Origin of the sequence: Citrobacter europaeus, from assembly GCF_037482245.1 — a bacterium.
Classification (GTDB): domain Bacteria; phylum Pseudomonadota; class Gammaproteobacteria; order Enterobacterales; family Enterobacteriaceae; genus Citrobacter; species Citrobacter europaeus.
The window spans coordinates 1,637,326-1,652,210 of the sequence record NZ_CP148084.1 but is presented as its reverse complement, the minus strand read 5'-3'; the positions used below and the strand labels follow the sequence as shown (position 1 = coordinate 1,652,210).

Genomic DNA, 14,885 nt, shown 5'->3' with positions numbered 1-14,885 from the left:
CTACGCAAAGCCCCCATTCTCCACATGCAACGCATGTTAGAAGCGGATACCGTCACGCCATCTTCTCTTTCTGGTGACGGACTACCATGGCTAAATCCACCACACCTACACCGCACGATGCGGTTTTTAAAAAGATAATGTCTTACCCCGAGATGGCTCGGGATTTTCTGGATATTCACCTCCCTGTCGCATTACGTGAGATATGCGATATGCAAACGCTGAAGCTGGAGTCCACCAGTTTTATCGAACAGGATCTCCGTGCTTACTACTCAGACGTATTGTGGTCACTAAAAACACGCGAAGGTCAGGGATATATCTATTGTGTTATTGAACATCAGAGTACAGCGGTACAGCATATGGCATTTCGCCTGATGCGTTATGCTATTGCTGCGATGCAGCATCATCTTGATGCTGGAAATAAAACGCTGCCACTGGTCGTTCCCATGTTGTTTTATCACGGCCAGCAAAGTCCCTACCCCTGGTCACTCAACTGGCTGGATGAATTTGACTGCCCGCAACTGGCACGACAACTGTATTCAGAGGCTTTCCCGCTGGTGGACATCACCGTAATACCGGACGATGAGATTGCGCAGCATCGGCGCGTCGCGTTGCTTGAATTAATGCAAAAACATATTCGCGATCGTGATTTGATGGGGCTGGTGGACCGTCTGGTCTCGCTTTTAGTTACAAGCACCGCTAATGACAGCCAGTTGCAAACGCTATTTAATTATCTGCTACGGTACGGTGACGCTTCTCACGTCAGCGGATTTATCCATGAAGTTGCCGAACGTTCCCCACATAACAAGGAGAGGTTAATGACAATAGCAGAGAGGCTGAAACAGGAAGGTCACCACAATGGGCTACAGCAAGGAATTGAACAAGGATTAGCGCAAGGAGTACGCAAAGGTACACAAGAAGAAGCCTTACGCATCGCGCGCATGATGCTGGAAAATGGAATTGATAGGGATTTGATTCGGTTAATTACCGGGCTATTGCCTGACGATGTCACCAAATGAGTCAGACAGGGAAGGTTTGTAGCCTTCCCTATCAATCATTAAATCGTGAGCGACTCAACGACTTCGATCCAGCCGTGCTCGCTGGCAACATCCTGGCCGTTGAGCCAACGGCGCAGCATATTGAGGGCCATCATCGCGCACACTTCCTGGCGAATCGGCAAGCTGTAGCGATTAGCGTTCAACCGTACGCGTAAGGCATGCGTCCCGTTAGGCGTGGCCAACGCAAAGTTAATATGTTCGTTTTCGAAAGCCGATATCGCCAGTGCCAGCCCGGCATAGTGATTGCCTCGTCGCTCGGTTACCCAATGCGCCGTTTGCGCCAGCGTTTCTTCCTGGGGAGGCACCACTTCACTTGCCAACAAAGGAGCATTTGCACGCGAAAGCTGTAGCGCCACCAGACCACCGGTGAATTGTTCGCTCAGCGTCAGGCTGTATTGTCGTTCCTGCAATGTGCGGGCGATTTGCGCGGGCAAACCTTCCGTACCTTCGAAAATCATATTCTGCCCGGCAACCCGCTTAACTTCGGGCCACAGCGCCAGCATCGCTTCGCGTTGGGAATCCGGTCCAGTCAGCTTCAGCTCAATAATCGGCATTGAGGAGCGGTAGCCCATTGTCACTCCCGGAGGCAATGGCAGCGGGTCCAGGCTTTGCGCCAGATCGCTTTCTGAGCGACCAAAAGTGGTTAATCGCAGGCATAGCGGAGGTTGAGACAGCGAAAAACGCTCACGCAAACGCGGCAGGATTTCATGCTCAACCATGACTTTAAATTCAGATGGTACACCCGGCGTAAAGAACATCAGGCAGCGGTTAAGGTTCAGGGCAAACCCGCACGCGGTCCCCACCGGATTATTGATAAACTCCGCGCTGGCAGGAAGTTCAGCCTGTTTGCGGTTGCTCGGCGCCATTACGCGTCCACGATCGCGGAAATAACGCTCCATCTCGGCGAGCCATGCATCATGCAGCACCAGCCCTTCGCCTTTTGCCGTTGCCGCCGCCAGCGCGCTCAAGTCATCGCTGGTTGGCCCCAGACCGCCGTTAACGATCAGTACATCGGCATGTTCGCTACGCTCACGCAAGACGGCGACCAAATCGTTAAGATTGTCACCTACCGTGTTGCGACGCGTTAGCGGTAAACCCTGATTAAAGAAAAAATCGGCCAGCCAGGCGGCATTGGTGTCGACGATTTGTCCGTGCAACACTTCATCCCCGGTGGATAACATCTCCACGTTTAACATCGTGTTCTCCTGCTTTTATGATGAAAACACTATAACGCATGGAGGGGGGAAGGCGCGACTGAACGCCGCGCCAGAAATATCAGAAGCTGGCATTAACCCCAACGTACGGGCCGTCAGCAATCGCATTATCACGGTTGCCGTCTTTACCCGCCAGGTTCAGATAGCGATAGCCGGCTTCAATGCTTAGCGGGCGCAGGATAGTCAGACGCGCACCGGCATTCGCTTCTTCATAGCTGTCGATACCGCTGGAAAGCGAATCCGGCGAGTAATAGTACTCACCAAACAGACGAATGCTGTCGCCGATCGGCCACTGTAAACCGCCCCCTACCGCCGCCGCATAACCTTCATCACCATCGTTTGGATTGGTATAAACGCCTTTACCGCCAACGGTCGCTAACAGTGGACCCAGTGGGATATTCAGACCCAGGCCCAGTCCGGCAACATCACCGTCGTCATCGTTATGCATCCAGTTACCGCTGACAGCCAGACCGGTGGTCTCAGTACCCATACCGAAACCCAGGTTGGTGTAGTCTTCGCCCGCCTGGCCGCTGATGCTAATCGCGCTCGCCGACGCGGAAAAAAACAGCATTCCGGCAAAACCCAACATTAAACTTTTTTTCATTTTCTATCCTTTCCAGCAAGAATCAAAACATAGCCCCAAAACCGGTGAATTGTACTGTCAGATGACGAGGAATCAATGAGCTAAAAAAGCGATGCAACGACATATTGTAACTAAATACTACTCAGAAGATGTGGATAAGGTTAAATTCTTGTGTCATTTATACATGTGAACGTAGCAAATGGCCGTTTTCAACAAACATCCTGTTTTCCCAGCCAAAGTGGCGTTATTCATTGATGAAGCATTTTTTCTAGCGTCAGCAAAAGGTAAGATGCGTGCATGATGGAATTTTTTTCTACCTCCCCTAAAGGACTGAACTTATGCGCCAAAGAACGATTGTTTGCCCATTAATTGAAAACGATGGCTGTTATTTGCTGTGCAAAATGGCTGACGACCGCGGTGTGTTTCCCGGTCAGTGGGCGCTGTCTGGCGGCGGTGTTGAACCAGGCGAACGCATCGAAGAAGCTTTGCGCCGGGAAGTGAGAGAAGAACTGGGTGAACAGTTGGTGTTATCAGAAATTACGCCATGGACCTTTAGTGACGATATTCGTACCAAAACTTATGCCGATGGCAGCCAGGAAGAGATTTATATGATTTATCTCATCTTCGATTGTGTGGCGGCGAATCGCGAAGTGAACATTAACGAAGAGTTCCAGGCATTCGCCTGGGTTAAAGCGGAAGATCTCCGCACCTACGACTTAAATATCGCCACGCGTAAAACGTTAACTTTGAAAGGGTTACTGTAAATCCCACAAGTTTAAACGTAATATAAACAATGTGCACAATAGCGGTATTGTTCTCAGCATTCAGCAACAGAGGTCATTACCGCCATGAAGACTAAAAACACTTTATATTCAAACAAATAAATCACCGCTCCCTCTTTTTATCTTTGAATTTCAAACCTTAAACTCTTAAGGATAAATTAACCTTCAGTCATTAACCTTTGAAGCCTGATTAAATAATTAACGCCCCCTGTTTATCACGAAAAATAAAACTTCGGTGGCGTTAAATGGCTTGAAGGAATAATGATGTCTGACTTTTTGCCTTTCTCTCGCCCGACCATGGGCGCTGAAGAACTTGCCGCTGTGAAGACGGTTCTGGACTCTGGATGGATAACCACCGGCCCGAAAAACCAACAACTGGAAGAAGCATTCTGTCAGCTCACCGGAAATCAGCACGCCGTCGCCGTCTGCTCCGCTACGGCAGGGATGCACATCACGTTGATGGCGCTGGGCATAGGCGCAGGCGATGAGGTCATTACGCCGTCAATGACATGGGTTTCGACCCTCAACATGATTGTTTTGCTGGGTGCGGCGCCGGTCATGATCGACGTCGACCGCGATACGCTGATGGTCACGCCGGAGCAAATTGAAGCCGCTATCACCCCGCGTACCAAAGCCATTATTCCGGTACATTACGCAGGCGCCCCCGCCGACCTTGACGCAATTTATGCCATTGGCGAGCGCTACGGCATTCCGGTTATAGAAGATGCGGCTCACGCCGTAGGGACGTTGTATAAGGGTCGCCATGTCGGCGCGCGCGGCACGGCAATCTTCTCGTTTCACGCCATCAAAAATATCACCTGTGCAGAAGGTGGGCTAATCGTCACCGACGACAGTCAGCTTGCCCAGCGTCTTCGCAGCCTGAAGTTTCACGGTCTGGGCGTCGATGCATTTGATCGACAAACCTATGGCCGGGCGCCGCAGGCCGAAGTACTTGCGCCAGGATACAAATACAACCTCACAGATATCAATGCCGCCATCGCGCTGGTACAGCTGAATAAGCTGGGACAACTGAATTCACGCCGGGCGCAAATTGCCCAGAAATATCAACAGGCGCTGGCCGATACCCCGTTTCAACCGCTGGGCCTGCCCCAGTGGTCGCACGTTCACGCCTGGCATCTGTACATCATTCGCGTTGACGAAGCGCGCTGTGGCCTGAGCAGAGATGCCCTGATGGAGGCGCTAAAGGCCAAAAATATCGGTACTGGTCTGCATTTTCGTGCGGCCCATACGCAAAAATATTACCGCGAACGCTTCACTACCCTTTCGCTCCCAAATACTGAATGGAACAGCGCGCGCATCTGCTCGCTGCCGCTATTCCCCGACATGACCGAAGCGGACACCCAGCGGGTGATTACGGCACTTCGCGAGATTGCAGGACAATAACCATGTTTGAAGCAGCACCGATCAAAAAAGTCTCGGTGGTCATTCCCGTTTTTAATGAACAGGAAAGCCTGCCAGAGCTAATCAGACGTACCAGTGCCGCCTGCGAAAAATTGGGCAAAGACTATGAGATTCTGCTAATCGATGACGGCAGCAGCGACAACTCCGCGCAGTTGATGATGGACGCGTCTCAGGCACCGAACAGCCATATTGTCTCTATTTTACTGAATCGAAATTACGGGCAACACTCGGCAATTATGGCCGGTTTCAGCCATGTCACCGGCGACTTAATCATCACGCTGGATGCCGATTTGCAAAACCCGCCGGAGGAGATCCCCCGACTGGTTGCCACCGCAGATGAAGGCTTCGATGTGGTGGGTACGGTACGTCAGAACCGCCAGGACAGCGTATTTCGAAAGACCGCCTCGCGCATGATCAACCATCTTATTCAGCGCACCACCGGTAAAGCGATGGGCGACTATGGTTGCATGCTACGCGCCTATCGCCGTCACATCGTCGATGCCATGCTGCATTGCCAGGAGCGCAGCACCTTTATCCCGATTCTGGCCAATATTTTTGCCCGTCGCGCCACCGAAATCCCGGTACATCATGCAGAGCGTGAATTTGGTGACTCTAAATACAGCTTCATGCGTCTGATCAACCTGATGTATGACCTGGTGACCTGTCTGACCACCACGCCGCTTCGTATGTTGAGCCTGTTGGGCAGCGTGATTGCCGCCACCGGCTTTACCTTATCCGTTGTGCTTGTTGTTCTGCGCCTGACGCTCGGCCCACAGTGGGCCGCGGAAGGGGTATTCATGCTGTTTGCCGTCCTGTTTACCTTTATCGGCGCACAGTTTATTGGCATGGGTTTACTCGGCGAATATATCGGTCGCATCTATAACGATGTCCGCGCCCGCCCCCGCTATTTTGTTCAACACGTTATTCGCCCACAAACCACACAGTCAAACGAGGAAAACCGCGCATGAAAACCGTCGTATTTGCCTATCACGATATGGGATGTCAGGGTGTCCAGGCTTTGTTAGATGCAGGTTATGAAATCGCTGCAATTTTTACACACACCGACAACCCGGGTGAAAAAGCGTTTTTTGGATCTGTTTCCCGCCTGGCGGCCAGCGCTGGTATTCCAGTTTACGCCCCGGAAGAGGTCAATCATCCCCTGTGGATTGAGCGCATTAGCCAACTGGCGCCAGATGTCATCTTCTCATTCTACTATCGTCATTTACTGAGTGATGAGATCCTCAGTCTTGCGCCTAAGGGGGCATTTAATCTGCACGGTTCGCTGCTGCCGAAATACCGTGGTCGCGCGCCTCTGAACTGGGTATTGGTTAATGGCGAAACCGAAACCGGCGTCACGCTTCACCGCATGGTCAAACGCGCGGATGCGGGTGCCATAGTTGCCCAGCAGCGCGTTGCTATTTCGCCGGAAGACGTGGCGTTAACGCTGCACCATAAATTGTGCCAGGCTGCGCGTCAGTTGCTGGAACAAACGCTGCCTGCGATTAAAACGGGAGATTATGCAGAACGCCCCCAACAGGAAGCAGAAGCCACCTGCTTTGGTCGCCGTACGCCGGAAGATAGCCTCCTCGACTGGAACAAGCCAGCCGCAGAGCTGCATAACCAGGTTCGCGCCGTCAGCGATCCGTGGCCAGGCGCATTTAGCTACGTCGGCACGCAAAAGTTCACCGTCTGGACATCTCGGGTTTGCACAAATGATTTTGCGGCCCAACCGGGCACCGTCGTCTCCGTATCCCCTTTGCTGATCGCCTGTGCTGATGGCGCACTGGAGATTATTACCGGACAAGCTGGCGATGGTATTGCAATGCAGGGGTCACAACTGGCGCAGGTTCTGGGCCTGGTACCAGGTTCTCGTCTGAACAGCCAGTCAGTTACCGCCAGCAAACGTCGTACTCGTGTGCTAATCCTCGGCGTTAACGGCTTCATTGGTAACCATCTGACCGAGCGCCTGCTGCAAGAAGATAATTATGAAGTATATGGACTCGATATTGGTAGCGACGCCATTGGGCGTTTTCTGCAACATCCGCGATTCCATTTCGTCGAAGGTGACATCAGCATTCACTCCGAATGGATTGAGTATCATGTGAAAAAATGCGACGTCGTGCTGCCGCTGGTGGCGATCGCAACGCCAATCGAATATACCCGCAACCCGCTGCGCGTGTTTGAGCTCGATTTCGAAGAGAACCTGAAAATCATTCGCTACTGCGTGAAATACCATAAGCGCATTATTTTCCCGTCAACCTCCGAAGTCTACGGCATGTGTACCGATAACGTCTTCGATGAGGACAGCTCGAATCTGATCGTCGGTCCGGTGAATAAACCGCGCTGGATCTACTCTGTTTCTAAGCAGTTGCTGGATCGCGTTATCTGGGCGTACGGCGAAAAAGAGGGATTGCGCTTCACCCTGTTCCGCCCGTTTAACTGGATGGGGCCGCGTCTGGACAGCCTTAACGCCGCGCGTATCGGCAGCTCACGCGCCATCACCCAGTTGATCCTCAATCTGGTGGAAGGGTCACCGATCAAGCTGATTGAAGGCGGCAAGCAGAAACGCTGTTTTACCGACATTCGCGATGGTATCGAAGCCCTATACCGCATCATTGAAAACGAAGGCGGACGCTGCGACGGCGAGATTATCAACATCGGTAACCCGGAGAACGAAGCGAGTATTCAGGAACTGGCAGAAATGCTGCTTTCCTGCTTTGAAAAACATCCATTGCGTAACCACTTCCCGCCGTTTGCCGGTTTCCGCGACGTCGAAAGCAGTACCTACTATGGTAAAGGTTATCAGGACGTTGAGCATCGTAAGCCCAATATTCGCAACGCAAAACGCTGCCTGAACTGGGAACCTGGCATTGAGATGCAGGAAACGGTAGAAGAGACGCTGGACTTCTTCTTACGCAGCGTGGATATCACGGAACACACATCATGACCAAAGTCGGCTTGCGCATTGATGTCGATACGTTCAGGGGGACGCGCGAAGGCGTGCCCCGCCTGCTGGAGACATTGAACCGACATCGCGTCCGGGCAAGTTTTTTCTTTAGCGTTGGACCTGACAACATGGGGCGCCATCTCTGGCGTCTTGTGAAACCACAATTTCTGTGGAAGATGCTGCGCTCAAACGCGGCATCACTCTACGGATGGGATATTTTGCTGGCGGGAACCGCATGGCCGGGTAAAGAAATCGGCCAGGCTAATGCGGCGATCATTGCACAAACCGCCCTGCTTCATGAAACCGGTTTGCATGCCTGGGATCACCATGCCTGGCAGGCGCGAAGCGGAAACTGGAATGATAAACAGTTAATTGATGATATTTCACGAGGCATATCCGCCCTTGAAGCCATCATCGGACAGCCTGTCACCTGTTCTGCGGTTGCCGGATGGCGTGCCGACAACCGCGTCATCCATGCCAAAGAAACGTTCCATCTGCGCTATAACAGCGACTGTCGGGGAACATCGTTATTCCGTCCTGTGCTGGCGTCCGGGAAAACAGGTACACCGCAAATTCCCGTCACGTTACCAACATGGGATGAAGTGGTTGGTCAGGAGGTCCAGGCGGTGGACTTCAACTCTTATATTCTCTCCCACATCCAGATGAGCAGAGGAACACCGGTGTACACCATTCATGCGGAAGTTGAAGGCATCGCCTTTCATCAGGACTTTGACGAGCTGCTTATTCGCGCCGCAGACATGGGGATCACATTTTGCCCGCTCGGCGAGCTGTTACCAGACGATATTAATACGCTGCCAACAGGACAGATCGTGCGTGGCAAAATTCCCGGCAGAGAGGGGTGGCTCGGCTGCCAACAACCGGTGAGTGTGACACAATGAAATCTGCTGCCCGCTACACTCTGGCGTTCATCGCTTTTATTGCGCTGTATTTTATTCTTCCCATCAACAGTCGCCTGCTCTGGCAGCCAGATGAGACGCGCTATGCCGAAATCAGCCGGGAAATGCTGACCTCTGGCGACTGGATCGTTCCTCACTTTTTAGGGCTGCGTTATTTTGAAAAACCGATTGCCGGATACTGGTTAAACAGCATCGGGCAATGGTTGTTTGGCGCCAATAATTTTGGCGTCAGAGCGGGGGCCATTTTTGCCACCTTGCTGACGGCGCTACTGGTAGCCTGGCTTGCCATGCGGTTATGGCAGGATAAGCGTACCGCCGTACTCTCATCAGTTATCTTTTTAACGTTTTTTTTGGTATACAGCATCGGCACCTACGCGGTACTTGATCCTATCATCGCGCTCTGGCTAATGGCGGGCATGTGTTGTTTTTGGCAGGGGATGCAGGCCACCACCAGAACGCGCAAAATGACTGCCTTTTTGCTGTTAGGGTTAACCTGCGGCATGGGCGTAATGACCAAGGGTTTCCTGGCGCTTGCCGTTCCGGTGCTCAGCGTACTGCCGTGGGTTTTCGCACAAAAGCGCTGGAAAGATCTCATTATCTACGGTCTGCTGGCGGTTGTCGGCTGCGTCGTGATTGTGCTGCCGTGGGGAATAGCGATTGCCCGGCGTGAGCCGGATTTCTGGCATTATTTCTTCTGGGTCGAACACATTCAACGCTTCGCGCAGGATGATGCTCAACACAAGGCTCCAGTCTGGTACTACATCCCGATATTTGTAGCGGGCGCATTACCGTGGCTCGGGCTGCTTCCCGGCGCACTGCGTACGGGCTGGTGTGAGCGAGATGTTCCGCGCAGCACACTGTACCTGCTAAGCTGGATTATCATGCCAATCCTTTTTTTCAGCATCGCGAAAGGAAAATTGCCAACCTATATTCTTTCCTGCTTCGCGCCGCTGGCGATATTGGTGGCGCGTTTCGGCCTACAGGCCGCGGAAAAAGGCTCAGCCGCGCTGCGCGTCAATGGCTGGATCAACGTTCTGTTCGGTGTGACCGGGATTGTCGCCACGTTTATTGTTTCCACGCTGGGCCCGTTAAAGACGCCGGTCTGGTCGCATATCGAAACGTATAAGGTGTTTTGTGCGTGGGGTATTTTTATCGTCTGGACGCTGTTCGGCTGGTATACGCTAAATAACCGCGAGAAGAACTGGCCATTCGCAGCGCTGTGCCCATTGGGACTGGCACTGCTGTTTGGCTTTTCCATTCCTGACCGGGTGATGGAATCTAAACAGCCACAGTTTTTTGTCGAGATGACCAAAGAGTCGCTGGACTCGAGCCGTTATATTCTCACCGATAGCGTTGGCGTCGCCGCGGGGCTGGCCTGGAGCCTGAAGCGTGACGACATCATGATGTACGGACAAACGGGCGAGTTAAAATATGGCCTTAACTACCCGGATGCCCAGGGGCGTTTTGTCAGTCGGGAAGACTTTGCCGACTGGTTAGCGCAACATCGTCAGCAAGGAAACATTACGCTCGTGCTCTCGATTGATAAGGATGAAGATATTAATCAACTTGCCATCCCTCCCGCTGATTACATTGATAATCAGGGGCGTCTGGTCCTGATTCAGTATCGACCCAAATGATCTGGATAGCCTTAGTTCTCGCCAGCATGCTCAGCGTCTGCGGCCAGTTATGCCAGAAGCAGGCGACCCGACCGGTGTCCCCACGAGCGCGAAAACGTCATATTTCGCAATGGATTGGGCTTGCTCTGGCAAGTCTCGGTCTGGCCATGCTGCTCTGGCTCGCGGTACTGCAGAACATTCCTGTCGGCATCGCCTACCCCATGCTGAGTCTTAACTTTGTCTGGGTGACGCTGGCCGCATGGAAAATCTGGCGTGAACCCGTCACCACGCGCCACTGGCTGGGGGTTGGGCTCATCATCACCGGCATCTTTATTCTTGGGAGTGCGGTGTAATGGGCATATTTTGGGGATTATGTAGCGTTATTATCACCTCCGCCGCCCAGTTGAGTCTCGGCTTCGCGATGGATAATCTGCCGCCAATGCTGCGGCCGCAGGAATTCATCACAGCCGTATTTTCTCTTAGCATCGGGGCGTTTGCTCTGTATGCCGGGCTGGCCGGCTATTTACTGTCGGTTATTTGTTGGCATAAAGCCCTGCACCAGCTCGCACTGAGCAAAGCTTATGCTCTGCTCAGCCTGAGCTATGTGCTGGTGTGGGTTGCATCCATGATTCTGCCCGGCTGGCAGGGAACATTTTCATTGAAGGCACTTGCCGGAGTGCTGTGCATCATGGCGGGGCTAATGACGATTTTTCTGCCTTCACATCAGCGCCAGCAGCCCTGAGACTATTTATCTTCGGACAGTCGTAACACGCGTTCCCATTCGTCGCAAATATACTGTTTGGCATCAATTATCTTAATCATCCGGGATAAATCGCGATTAATACAATACTGCGCGTCTTTTAAGGGAGAAAGGAGATCTCCGGGCTTAACCCGCTCAGAAGATTGCGCCTCGGCAAGCATCTTTAACGAACCGCCGCTATCACAAAGCACAACATAGAGCCTCCTTGCTTTTTTGTGACAGCAAGTCTTCTTCACATGCCATTCCATAGCGCACCTTTTGCTAATGAATTTCACACAAGGTTACACATTAGCAGATAAACAAAAGGACAATGGCTACGCAACGGCGAAAGTGAGAAATGTAATTACTGTTTTCTTAATGTTAACAATGAAGCAGTTACCCAATCCGACAGCGCGCGGCGAGAGATTTTAATCCCTCCAGCTTTGAGTTCGGGAGGCAACGTCAACCAACACACCGGTTGTTGAAAGCGAGCTAGCTTATCTTTAACCCACTCTGCCAGATTGGTTTCTCCAGCGTTGGCGTCATACTCAATGACCGCCACCGGGCGATGCCCAAACTCCTGGTCTTCTATCGGCACAATAAAGGCTTGCAGAACATGCGGATGCGCTGCAATTACGCGTTCCACCTCTTCCGGCTGAATGCCTTCCCCGCCGCTAAAGAACAGATTGTCCATACGACCGACAATGGTCAACTTGCCGTCCTTCAACACGCCGCGATCGCGGGTCGCAAACCAGCCTTCCGCGTTCACTAAGGGAATAAGCTTACCGTTACGCCAGTAACCTTGCGCCATGCTGGGGGCACGCAGCCAGATTTCATCATCAACGATTCTGACTTCTCTGCCTACCAGCGGGGAACCCACATCCGCCAGACCATCCGCCTCTTTCGCGCAGACCGTAGAAGCAAACTCCGTCAAACCGTAACCGCACCAGCAGCGAATCCCCTGCTCGCGCGCCTGTTCCGTTAATTCAACAGGAATTGCCGCACCGCCCAGCAGTACCGCTTTGAGCGTGACCGGCCTGTTGTTGACCAGCAAGCGCCACAACTGCGTAGGCACCAGCGAAGCGTGGGTGCACCCAGCCAACATGTGCTCAAGCGGCTGCTTGTCGCGCACGGTCATTCGCGCCCCGGCAAACAACCAGCGCCACAATATGCCCTGACCGGAAACATGAAACAGCGGCAGTGAGAGTAGCCAGTCATCTTCAGCGCCAAACGGCATTAACGACAGCACGCCCTGCGCGCTCGCCAGATGCGCCTGACAGGTATGCACCGCCGCCTTCGGCAATCCGGTAGAACCAGAGGTTAACGTCATCGTGCTCAAACGTTCGGGTAACCACGCGGCGGCATGCGTGCCTGGCACTACCTGCATCTGCAACGGACTGAGCCCTGAAAGTGCGTTAGCGGCTTCCAGATCGAGCGCAAAACGCAGCGTTAAGTCCGGGACCAGCGCATCTAGCAGCGGCTGGGGCAACTGTGGATTCACAGGTAAAACCCGCGCCCCACATTGCAGCAATGCCAGCCAGGCCAGCAAAGCCCGCGGATGGTTCCAGGCACGAAGCAGGACACCATCGCCTTCTTCCACGCCCTGAGCGGCAAAACCGCAGGCCAGATGGTCAACGCGCGTGCAGAGCTCGCTCCAGTTTAATACCTCATCGTTGAGGCGCAGGGCTGGCGCCTTCGCACGCACTTGTCGCCAGTGGCGCCACGGCCAATCACCCGGTTGTATCAGGCCCGATAAGCTCACGCTATCGGGCATGTCCTGCTGGGTCATAGCAGACGTTCCAGCGCTTCAACGTCAATACACGGCAACGCGCTGCCCGGCCAGGTGCGTACCTGCTGGCACTGCATCAGACTCAGGGTATCCAGACCTGGAATGGTCTGCGGCGTCAGCCAGGCGGCAATTCGCGCCAGCTGAGTTAAGCCCAGGCTCGACTCGATCGACGAGCTAATAACAGCGGTGAGACCAAGCGCATGCGCCGCTGCAACCTGTTCGCGTACTTTATCGAGACTGCCCGTCAGCGTAGGTTTGATAACCACAGCCTTGACGCCCTCTTCGGCTTCGAAGGTAAAATCCGCTTCACGCAGACTTTCATCCCAGGCGATGGCAATGCCAGTTTCACGCGCAAAAGCACGGGAGTCATCGCGGGTTTTGCACGGTTCTTCGAGGAAAGCGATGCGGCCGCGATACTCCGGATTAACGTATTTTGCGAACTGCTGGGCTTTCAACGGCGTCCAGGCTCGGTTGGCGTCAAGACGCAAATGCAGCTCTGGGATAGCCTCAAGCAGCAGGTTGGCTACCATACCGTCGCGAACCGCTTCATACAGTCCGACCTTGATCTTCGCCACTTTTTCACCTGGCATATCCGCCAGTTGCAGTACCAGATCGTCAGGATCGCCCGTACACAGCGGTGCAGCACGGTAATCTGCGTCCTGTGGCAATGCGCCGGCCAGTTCGGCCAACGCACAGCTTGCGCCAAAGGCGACCGAAGGCAGTTGCGGTAAAGAGGCATCGCCTTGCAGCCAGCCTTTGACCCAGACCAGCAGTTCGGTTTGCGCCTCTTCCCAGCTTTCCTGACTAAAGCCCGGCAGTGGGGAGATCTCTCCCCACCCTTCGCGCTCGCCGTCACGAAGACAAACGTACAGCCCGTCACGCGTTTTTAACCGCCTGTCGCGCAGAATCACCCCCGCGTCCATGGGGATCTGCCAGCGGTATACCTGCGCGCTACGCATTACGGATTCCGTTTGAATTTGCTGAAATCAGGCTGACGTTTCTGGTTAAAGGCGTTACGACCTTCCTGACCTTCTTCCGTCATGTAGAACAGCATAGTGGCGTTACCCGCCAGCTCCTGCAGACCAGCCTGACCATCGCAGTCAGCGTTCAGCGCGGCTTTCAGGCAGCGCAGCGCCATTGGGCTGTTTTGCAGCATTTCGCGACACCAGCGTACGGTCTCTTTTTCCAGATCCGCCAGCGGAACCACGGTGTTGACCAGGCCCATATCCAGCGCTTGTTTTGCATCGTACTGACGGCACAGGAACCAGATTTCACGCGCTTTTTTCTGACCGACGATGCGCGCCATGTAGGAAGCGCCCCAACCGCCGTCGAAAGAACCGACTTTCGGACCGGTCTGACCAAAGATGGCGTTTTCAGCCGCAATGGTCAGGTCGCACATCATATGCAGCACGTGCCCGCCGCCGATGGAGTACCCTGCTACCATCGCCACGACCGGTTTCGGACAGGTGCGAATCTGACGCTGGAAGTCCAGTACGTTCAAGTGATGCACACCGGAATCATCCTGGTATCCGCCGTAGTCGCCACGCACTTTCTGATCGCCACCTGCGCAAAACGCTTTGTCGCCCGCACCAGTCAGAATAATCACGCCGATGTTGTCATCATAGCGGGCGTCCGCCAGCGCCTGGATCATCTCTTTCACGGTAACCGGACGGAAGGCATTGCGTACCTGCGGACGATTAATGGTGATTTTTGCGATACCGTCGGTGGATTTCTCATAAAGAATATCGGTGTAGCCTTCAGAGCAATCGTGCCATTCTACCGGTGCGTAAAGCATTGTTTCATCAGGATAGATCATAAAAT

15 protein-coding genes are annotated in these 14,885 nt (G+C 53.5%); 9 read left to right on the top strand and 6 right to left on the bottom strand.

Features of this window, described 5'->3' with window-relative positions; all coding sequences use genetic code 11:
• The first annotated feature begins 86 nt into the window (after positions 1–86).
• Positions 87–1,016, top strand: coding sequence for an Rpn family recombination-promoting nuclease/putative transposase (locus tag WHR59_RS07560; RefSeq protein ID WP_338843780.1), 930 nt, complete (start codon positions 87–89; stop codon positions 1,014–1,016).
• Between the two features lie 38 nt (positions 1,017–1,054).
• On the opposite strand, the gene WHR59_RS07555 is transcribed toward WHR59_RS07560, so the two are convergent.
• Together WHR59_RS07555 and WHR59_RS07550 are read right to left on the bottom strand one after the other, a co-directional pair.
• Positions 1,055–2,251, bottom strand: a complete 1,197-nt coding sequence (locus WHR59_RS07555) for a nicotinamide mononucleotide deamidase-related protein YfaY (RefSeq protein ID WP_338843779.1) — start codon at positions 2,249–2,251, stop codon at positions 1,055–1,057.
• A 79-nt stretch (positions 2,252–2,330) separates the two neighbouring features.
• On the bottom strand, positions 2,331–2,873 hold the full coding sequence (locus tag WHR59_RS07550; RefSeq protein ID WP_043017028.1) for a YfaZ family outer membrane protein: 543 nt from the start codon (positions 2,871–2,873) through the stop codon (positions 2,331–2,333).
• A 317-nt stretch (positions 2,874–3,190) separates the two neighbouring features.
• On the opposite strand from WHR59_RS07550, the gene nudI reads away from it, so the two are divergent.
• From nudI to arnF, 8 genes are all read left to right on the top strand, one after another.
• The gene (nudI, locus tag WHR59_RS07545) at positions 3,191–3,616 is read left to right on the top strand and encodes a nucleoside triphosphatase NudI (protein ID WP_043017029.1); all 426 of its coding nucleotides are present in this window, start codon (positions 3,191–3,193) and stop codon (positions 3,614–3,616) included.
• A gap of 282 nt (positions 3,617–3,898) precedes the next feature.
• A complete protein-coding gene (gene arnB, locus WHR59_RS07540; RefSeq protein ID WP_043017030.1) occupies positions 3,899–5,038 on the top strand; it encodes a UDP-4-amino-4-deoxy-L-arabinose aminotransferase in 1,140 nt (379 codons plus the stop codon).
• A 2-nt stretch (positions 5,039–5,040) separates the two neighbouring features.
• The gene (arnC, locus tag WHR59_RS07535) at positions 5,041–6,024 is read left to right on the top strand and encodes an undecaprenyl-phosphate 4-deoxy-4-formamido-L-arabinose transferase (RefSeq protein WP_043017031.1); all 984 of its coding nucleotides are present in this window, start codon (positions 5,041–5,043) and stop codon (positions 6,022–6,024) included.
• Complete coding sequence (arnA, locus tag WHR59_RS07530) at positions 6,021–8,003, top strand: bifunctional UDP-4-amino-4-deoxy-L-arabinose formyltransferase/UDP-glucuronic acid oxidase ArnA (protein WP_172863201.1); 1,983 nt, start codon at positions 6,021–6,023, stop codon at positions 8,001–8,003. The genes arnC and arnA overlap by 4 nt, the downstream gene beginning before the upstream one ends.
• Entirely contained in the window at positions 8,000–8,902 is a 903-nt protein-coding gene (gene arnD, locus WHR59_RS07525) for a 4-deoxy-4-formamido-L-arabinose-phosphoundecaprenol deformylase (RefSeq protein WP_075145885.1), read from the top strand. Before arnA ends, arnD begins: the two co-directional genes overlap by 4 nt.
• Positions 8,899–10,557 carry a lipid IV(A) 4-amino-4-deoxy-L-arabinosyltransferase gene (gene arnT, locus WHR59_RS07520; protein WP_172863202.1) on the top strand — a complete coding sequence of 553 codons (1,659 nt, stop codon included), beginning with the start codon at positions 8,899–8,901 and terminating at the stop codon, positions 10,555–10,557. Before arnD ends, arnT begins: the two co-directional genes overlap by 4 nt.
• Complete coding sequence (gene arnE, locus WHR59_RS07515; RefSeq protein WP_172863203.1) at positions 10,554–10,889, top strand: 4-amino-4-deoxy-L-arabinose-phosphoundecaprenol flippase subunit ArnE; 336 nt, start codon at positions 10,554–10,556, stop codon at positions 10,887–10,889. Before arnT ends, arnE begins: the two co-directional genes overlap by 4 nt.
• Positions 10,889–11,278 carry a 4-amino-4-deoxy-L-arabinose-phosphoundecaprenol flippase subunit ArnF gene (gene arnF, locus WHR59_RS07510; RefSeq protein ID WP_043017036.1) on the top strand — a complete coding sequence of 130 codons (390 nt, stop codon included), beginning with the start codon at positions 10,889–10,891 and terminating at the stop codon, positions 11,276–11,278. Before arnE ends, arnF begins: the two co-directional genes overlap by 1 nt.
• A 2-nt stretch (positions 11,279–11,280) precedes the next feature.
• Here the strand turns inward: arnF and pmrD are convergent, their stop codons facing one another.
• The 4 genes from pmrD to menB all read right to left on the bottom strand — a co-directional run bounded on the left by pmrD (position 11,281) and on the right by menB (position 14,880).
• Positions 11,281–11,544 (bottom strand): signal transduction protein PmrD, encoded by a 264-nt coding sequence (gene pmrD / locus WHR59_RS07505; protein ID WP_172863204.1) that lies wholly within the window; start codon positions 11,542–11,544, stop codon positions 11,281–11,283.
• 95 nt (positions 11,545–11,639) lie between these two features.
• Entirely contained in the window at positions 11,640–13,064 is a 1,425-nt protein-coding gene (menE, locus tag WHR59_RS07500) for an o-succinylbenzoate--CoA ligase (RefSeq protein WP_043017038.1), read from the bottom strand.
• A complete protein-coding gene (gene menC, locus WHR59_RS07495; protein WP_087051299.1) occupies positions 13,061–14,023 on the bottom strand; it encodes an o-succinylbenzoate synthase in 963 nt (320 codons plus the stop codon). The genes menE and menC overlap by 4 nt, the downstream gene beginning before the upstream one ends.
• A complete protein-coding gene (menB, locus tag WHR59_RS07490) occupies positions 14,023–14,880 on the bottom strand; it encodes a 1,4-dihydroxy-2-naphthoyl-CoA synthase (protein ID WP_043017040.1) in 858 nt (285 codons plus the stop codon). Before menB ends, menC begins: the two co-directional genes overlap by 1 nt.
• Positions 14,881–14,885 lie beyond the last annotated feature (5 nt).

Excerpts from the sequence above, each read along its gene's own strand:
- arnB (WP_043017030.1), top strand. The coding sequence starts at position 3,899 with ATGTCTGACTTTTTGCCTTTCTCTCGCCCGACCATGGGCGCTGAAGAA.
- WHR59_RS07550 (WP_043017028.1), bottom strand. The coding sequence starts at position 2,873 with ATGAAAAAAAGTTTAATGTTGGGTTTTGCCGGAATGCTGTTTTTTTCC.
- arnF (WP_043017036.1), top strand. The coding sequence starts at position 10,889 with ATGGGCATATTTTGGGGATTATGTAGCGTTATTATCACCTCCGCCGCC.
- nudI (WP_043017029.1), top strand. The coding sequence starts at position 3,191 with ATGCGCCAAAGAACGATTGTTTGCCCATTAATTGAAAACGATGGCTGT.
- menB (WP_043017040.1), bottom strand. The coding sequence starts at position 14,880 with ATGATCTATCCTGATGAAACAATGCTTTACGCACCGGTAGAATGGCAC.
- WHR59_RS07560 (WP_338843780.1), top strand. The coding sequence starts at position 87 with ATGGCTAAATCCACCACACCTACACCGCACGATGCGGTTTTTAAAAAG.
- arnC (WP_043017031.1), top strand. The coding sequence starts at position 5,041 with ATGTTTGAAGCAGCACCGATCAAAAAAGTCTCGGTGGTCATTCCCGTT.
- menE (WP_043017038.1), bottom strand. The coding sequence starts at position 13,064 with ATGACCCAGCAGGACATGCCCGATAGCGTGAGCTTATCGGGCCTGATA.
- menC (WP_087051299.1), bottom strand. The coding sequence starts at position 14,023 with ATGCGTAGCGCGCAGGTATACCGCTGGCAGATCCCCATGGACGCGGGG.
- arnD (WP_075145885.1), top strand. The coding sequence starts at position 8,000 with ATGACCAAAGTCGGCTTGCGCATTGATGTCGATACGTTCAGGGGGACG.
- arnA (WP_172863201.1), top strand. The coding sequence starts at position 6,021 with ATGAAAACCGTCGTATTTGCCTATCACGATATGGGATGTCAGGGTGTC.
- arnT (WP_172863202.1), top strand. The coding sequence starts at position 8,899 with ATGAAATCTGCTGCCCGCTACACTCTGGCGTTCATCGCTTTTATTGCG.
- arnE (WP_172863203.1), top strand. The coding sequence starts at position 10,554 with ATGATCTGGATAGCCTTAGTTCTCGCCAGCATGCTCAGCGTCTGCGGC.
- WHR59_RS07555 (WP_338843779.1), bottom strand. The coding sequence starts at position 2,251 with ATGTTAAACGTGGAGATGTTATCCACCGGGGATGAAGTGTTGCACGGA.
- pmrD (WP_172863204.1), bottom strand. The coding sequence starts at position 11,544 with ATGGAATGGCATGTGAAGAAGACTTGCTGTCACAAAAAAGCAAGGAGG.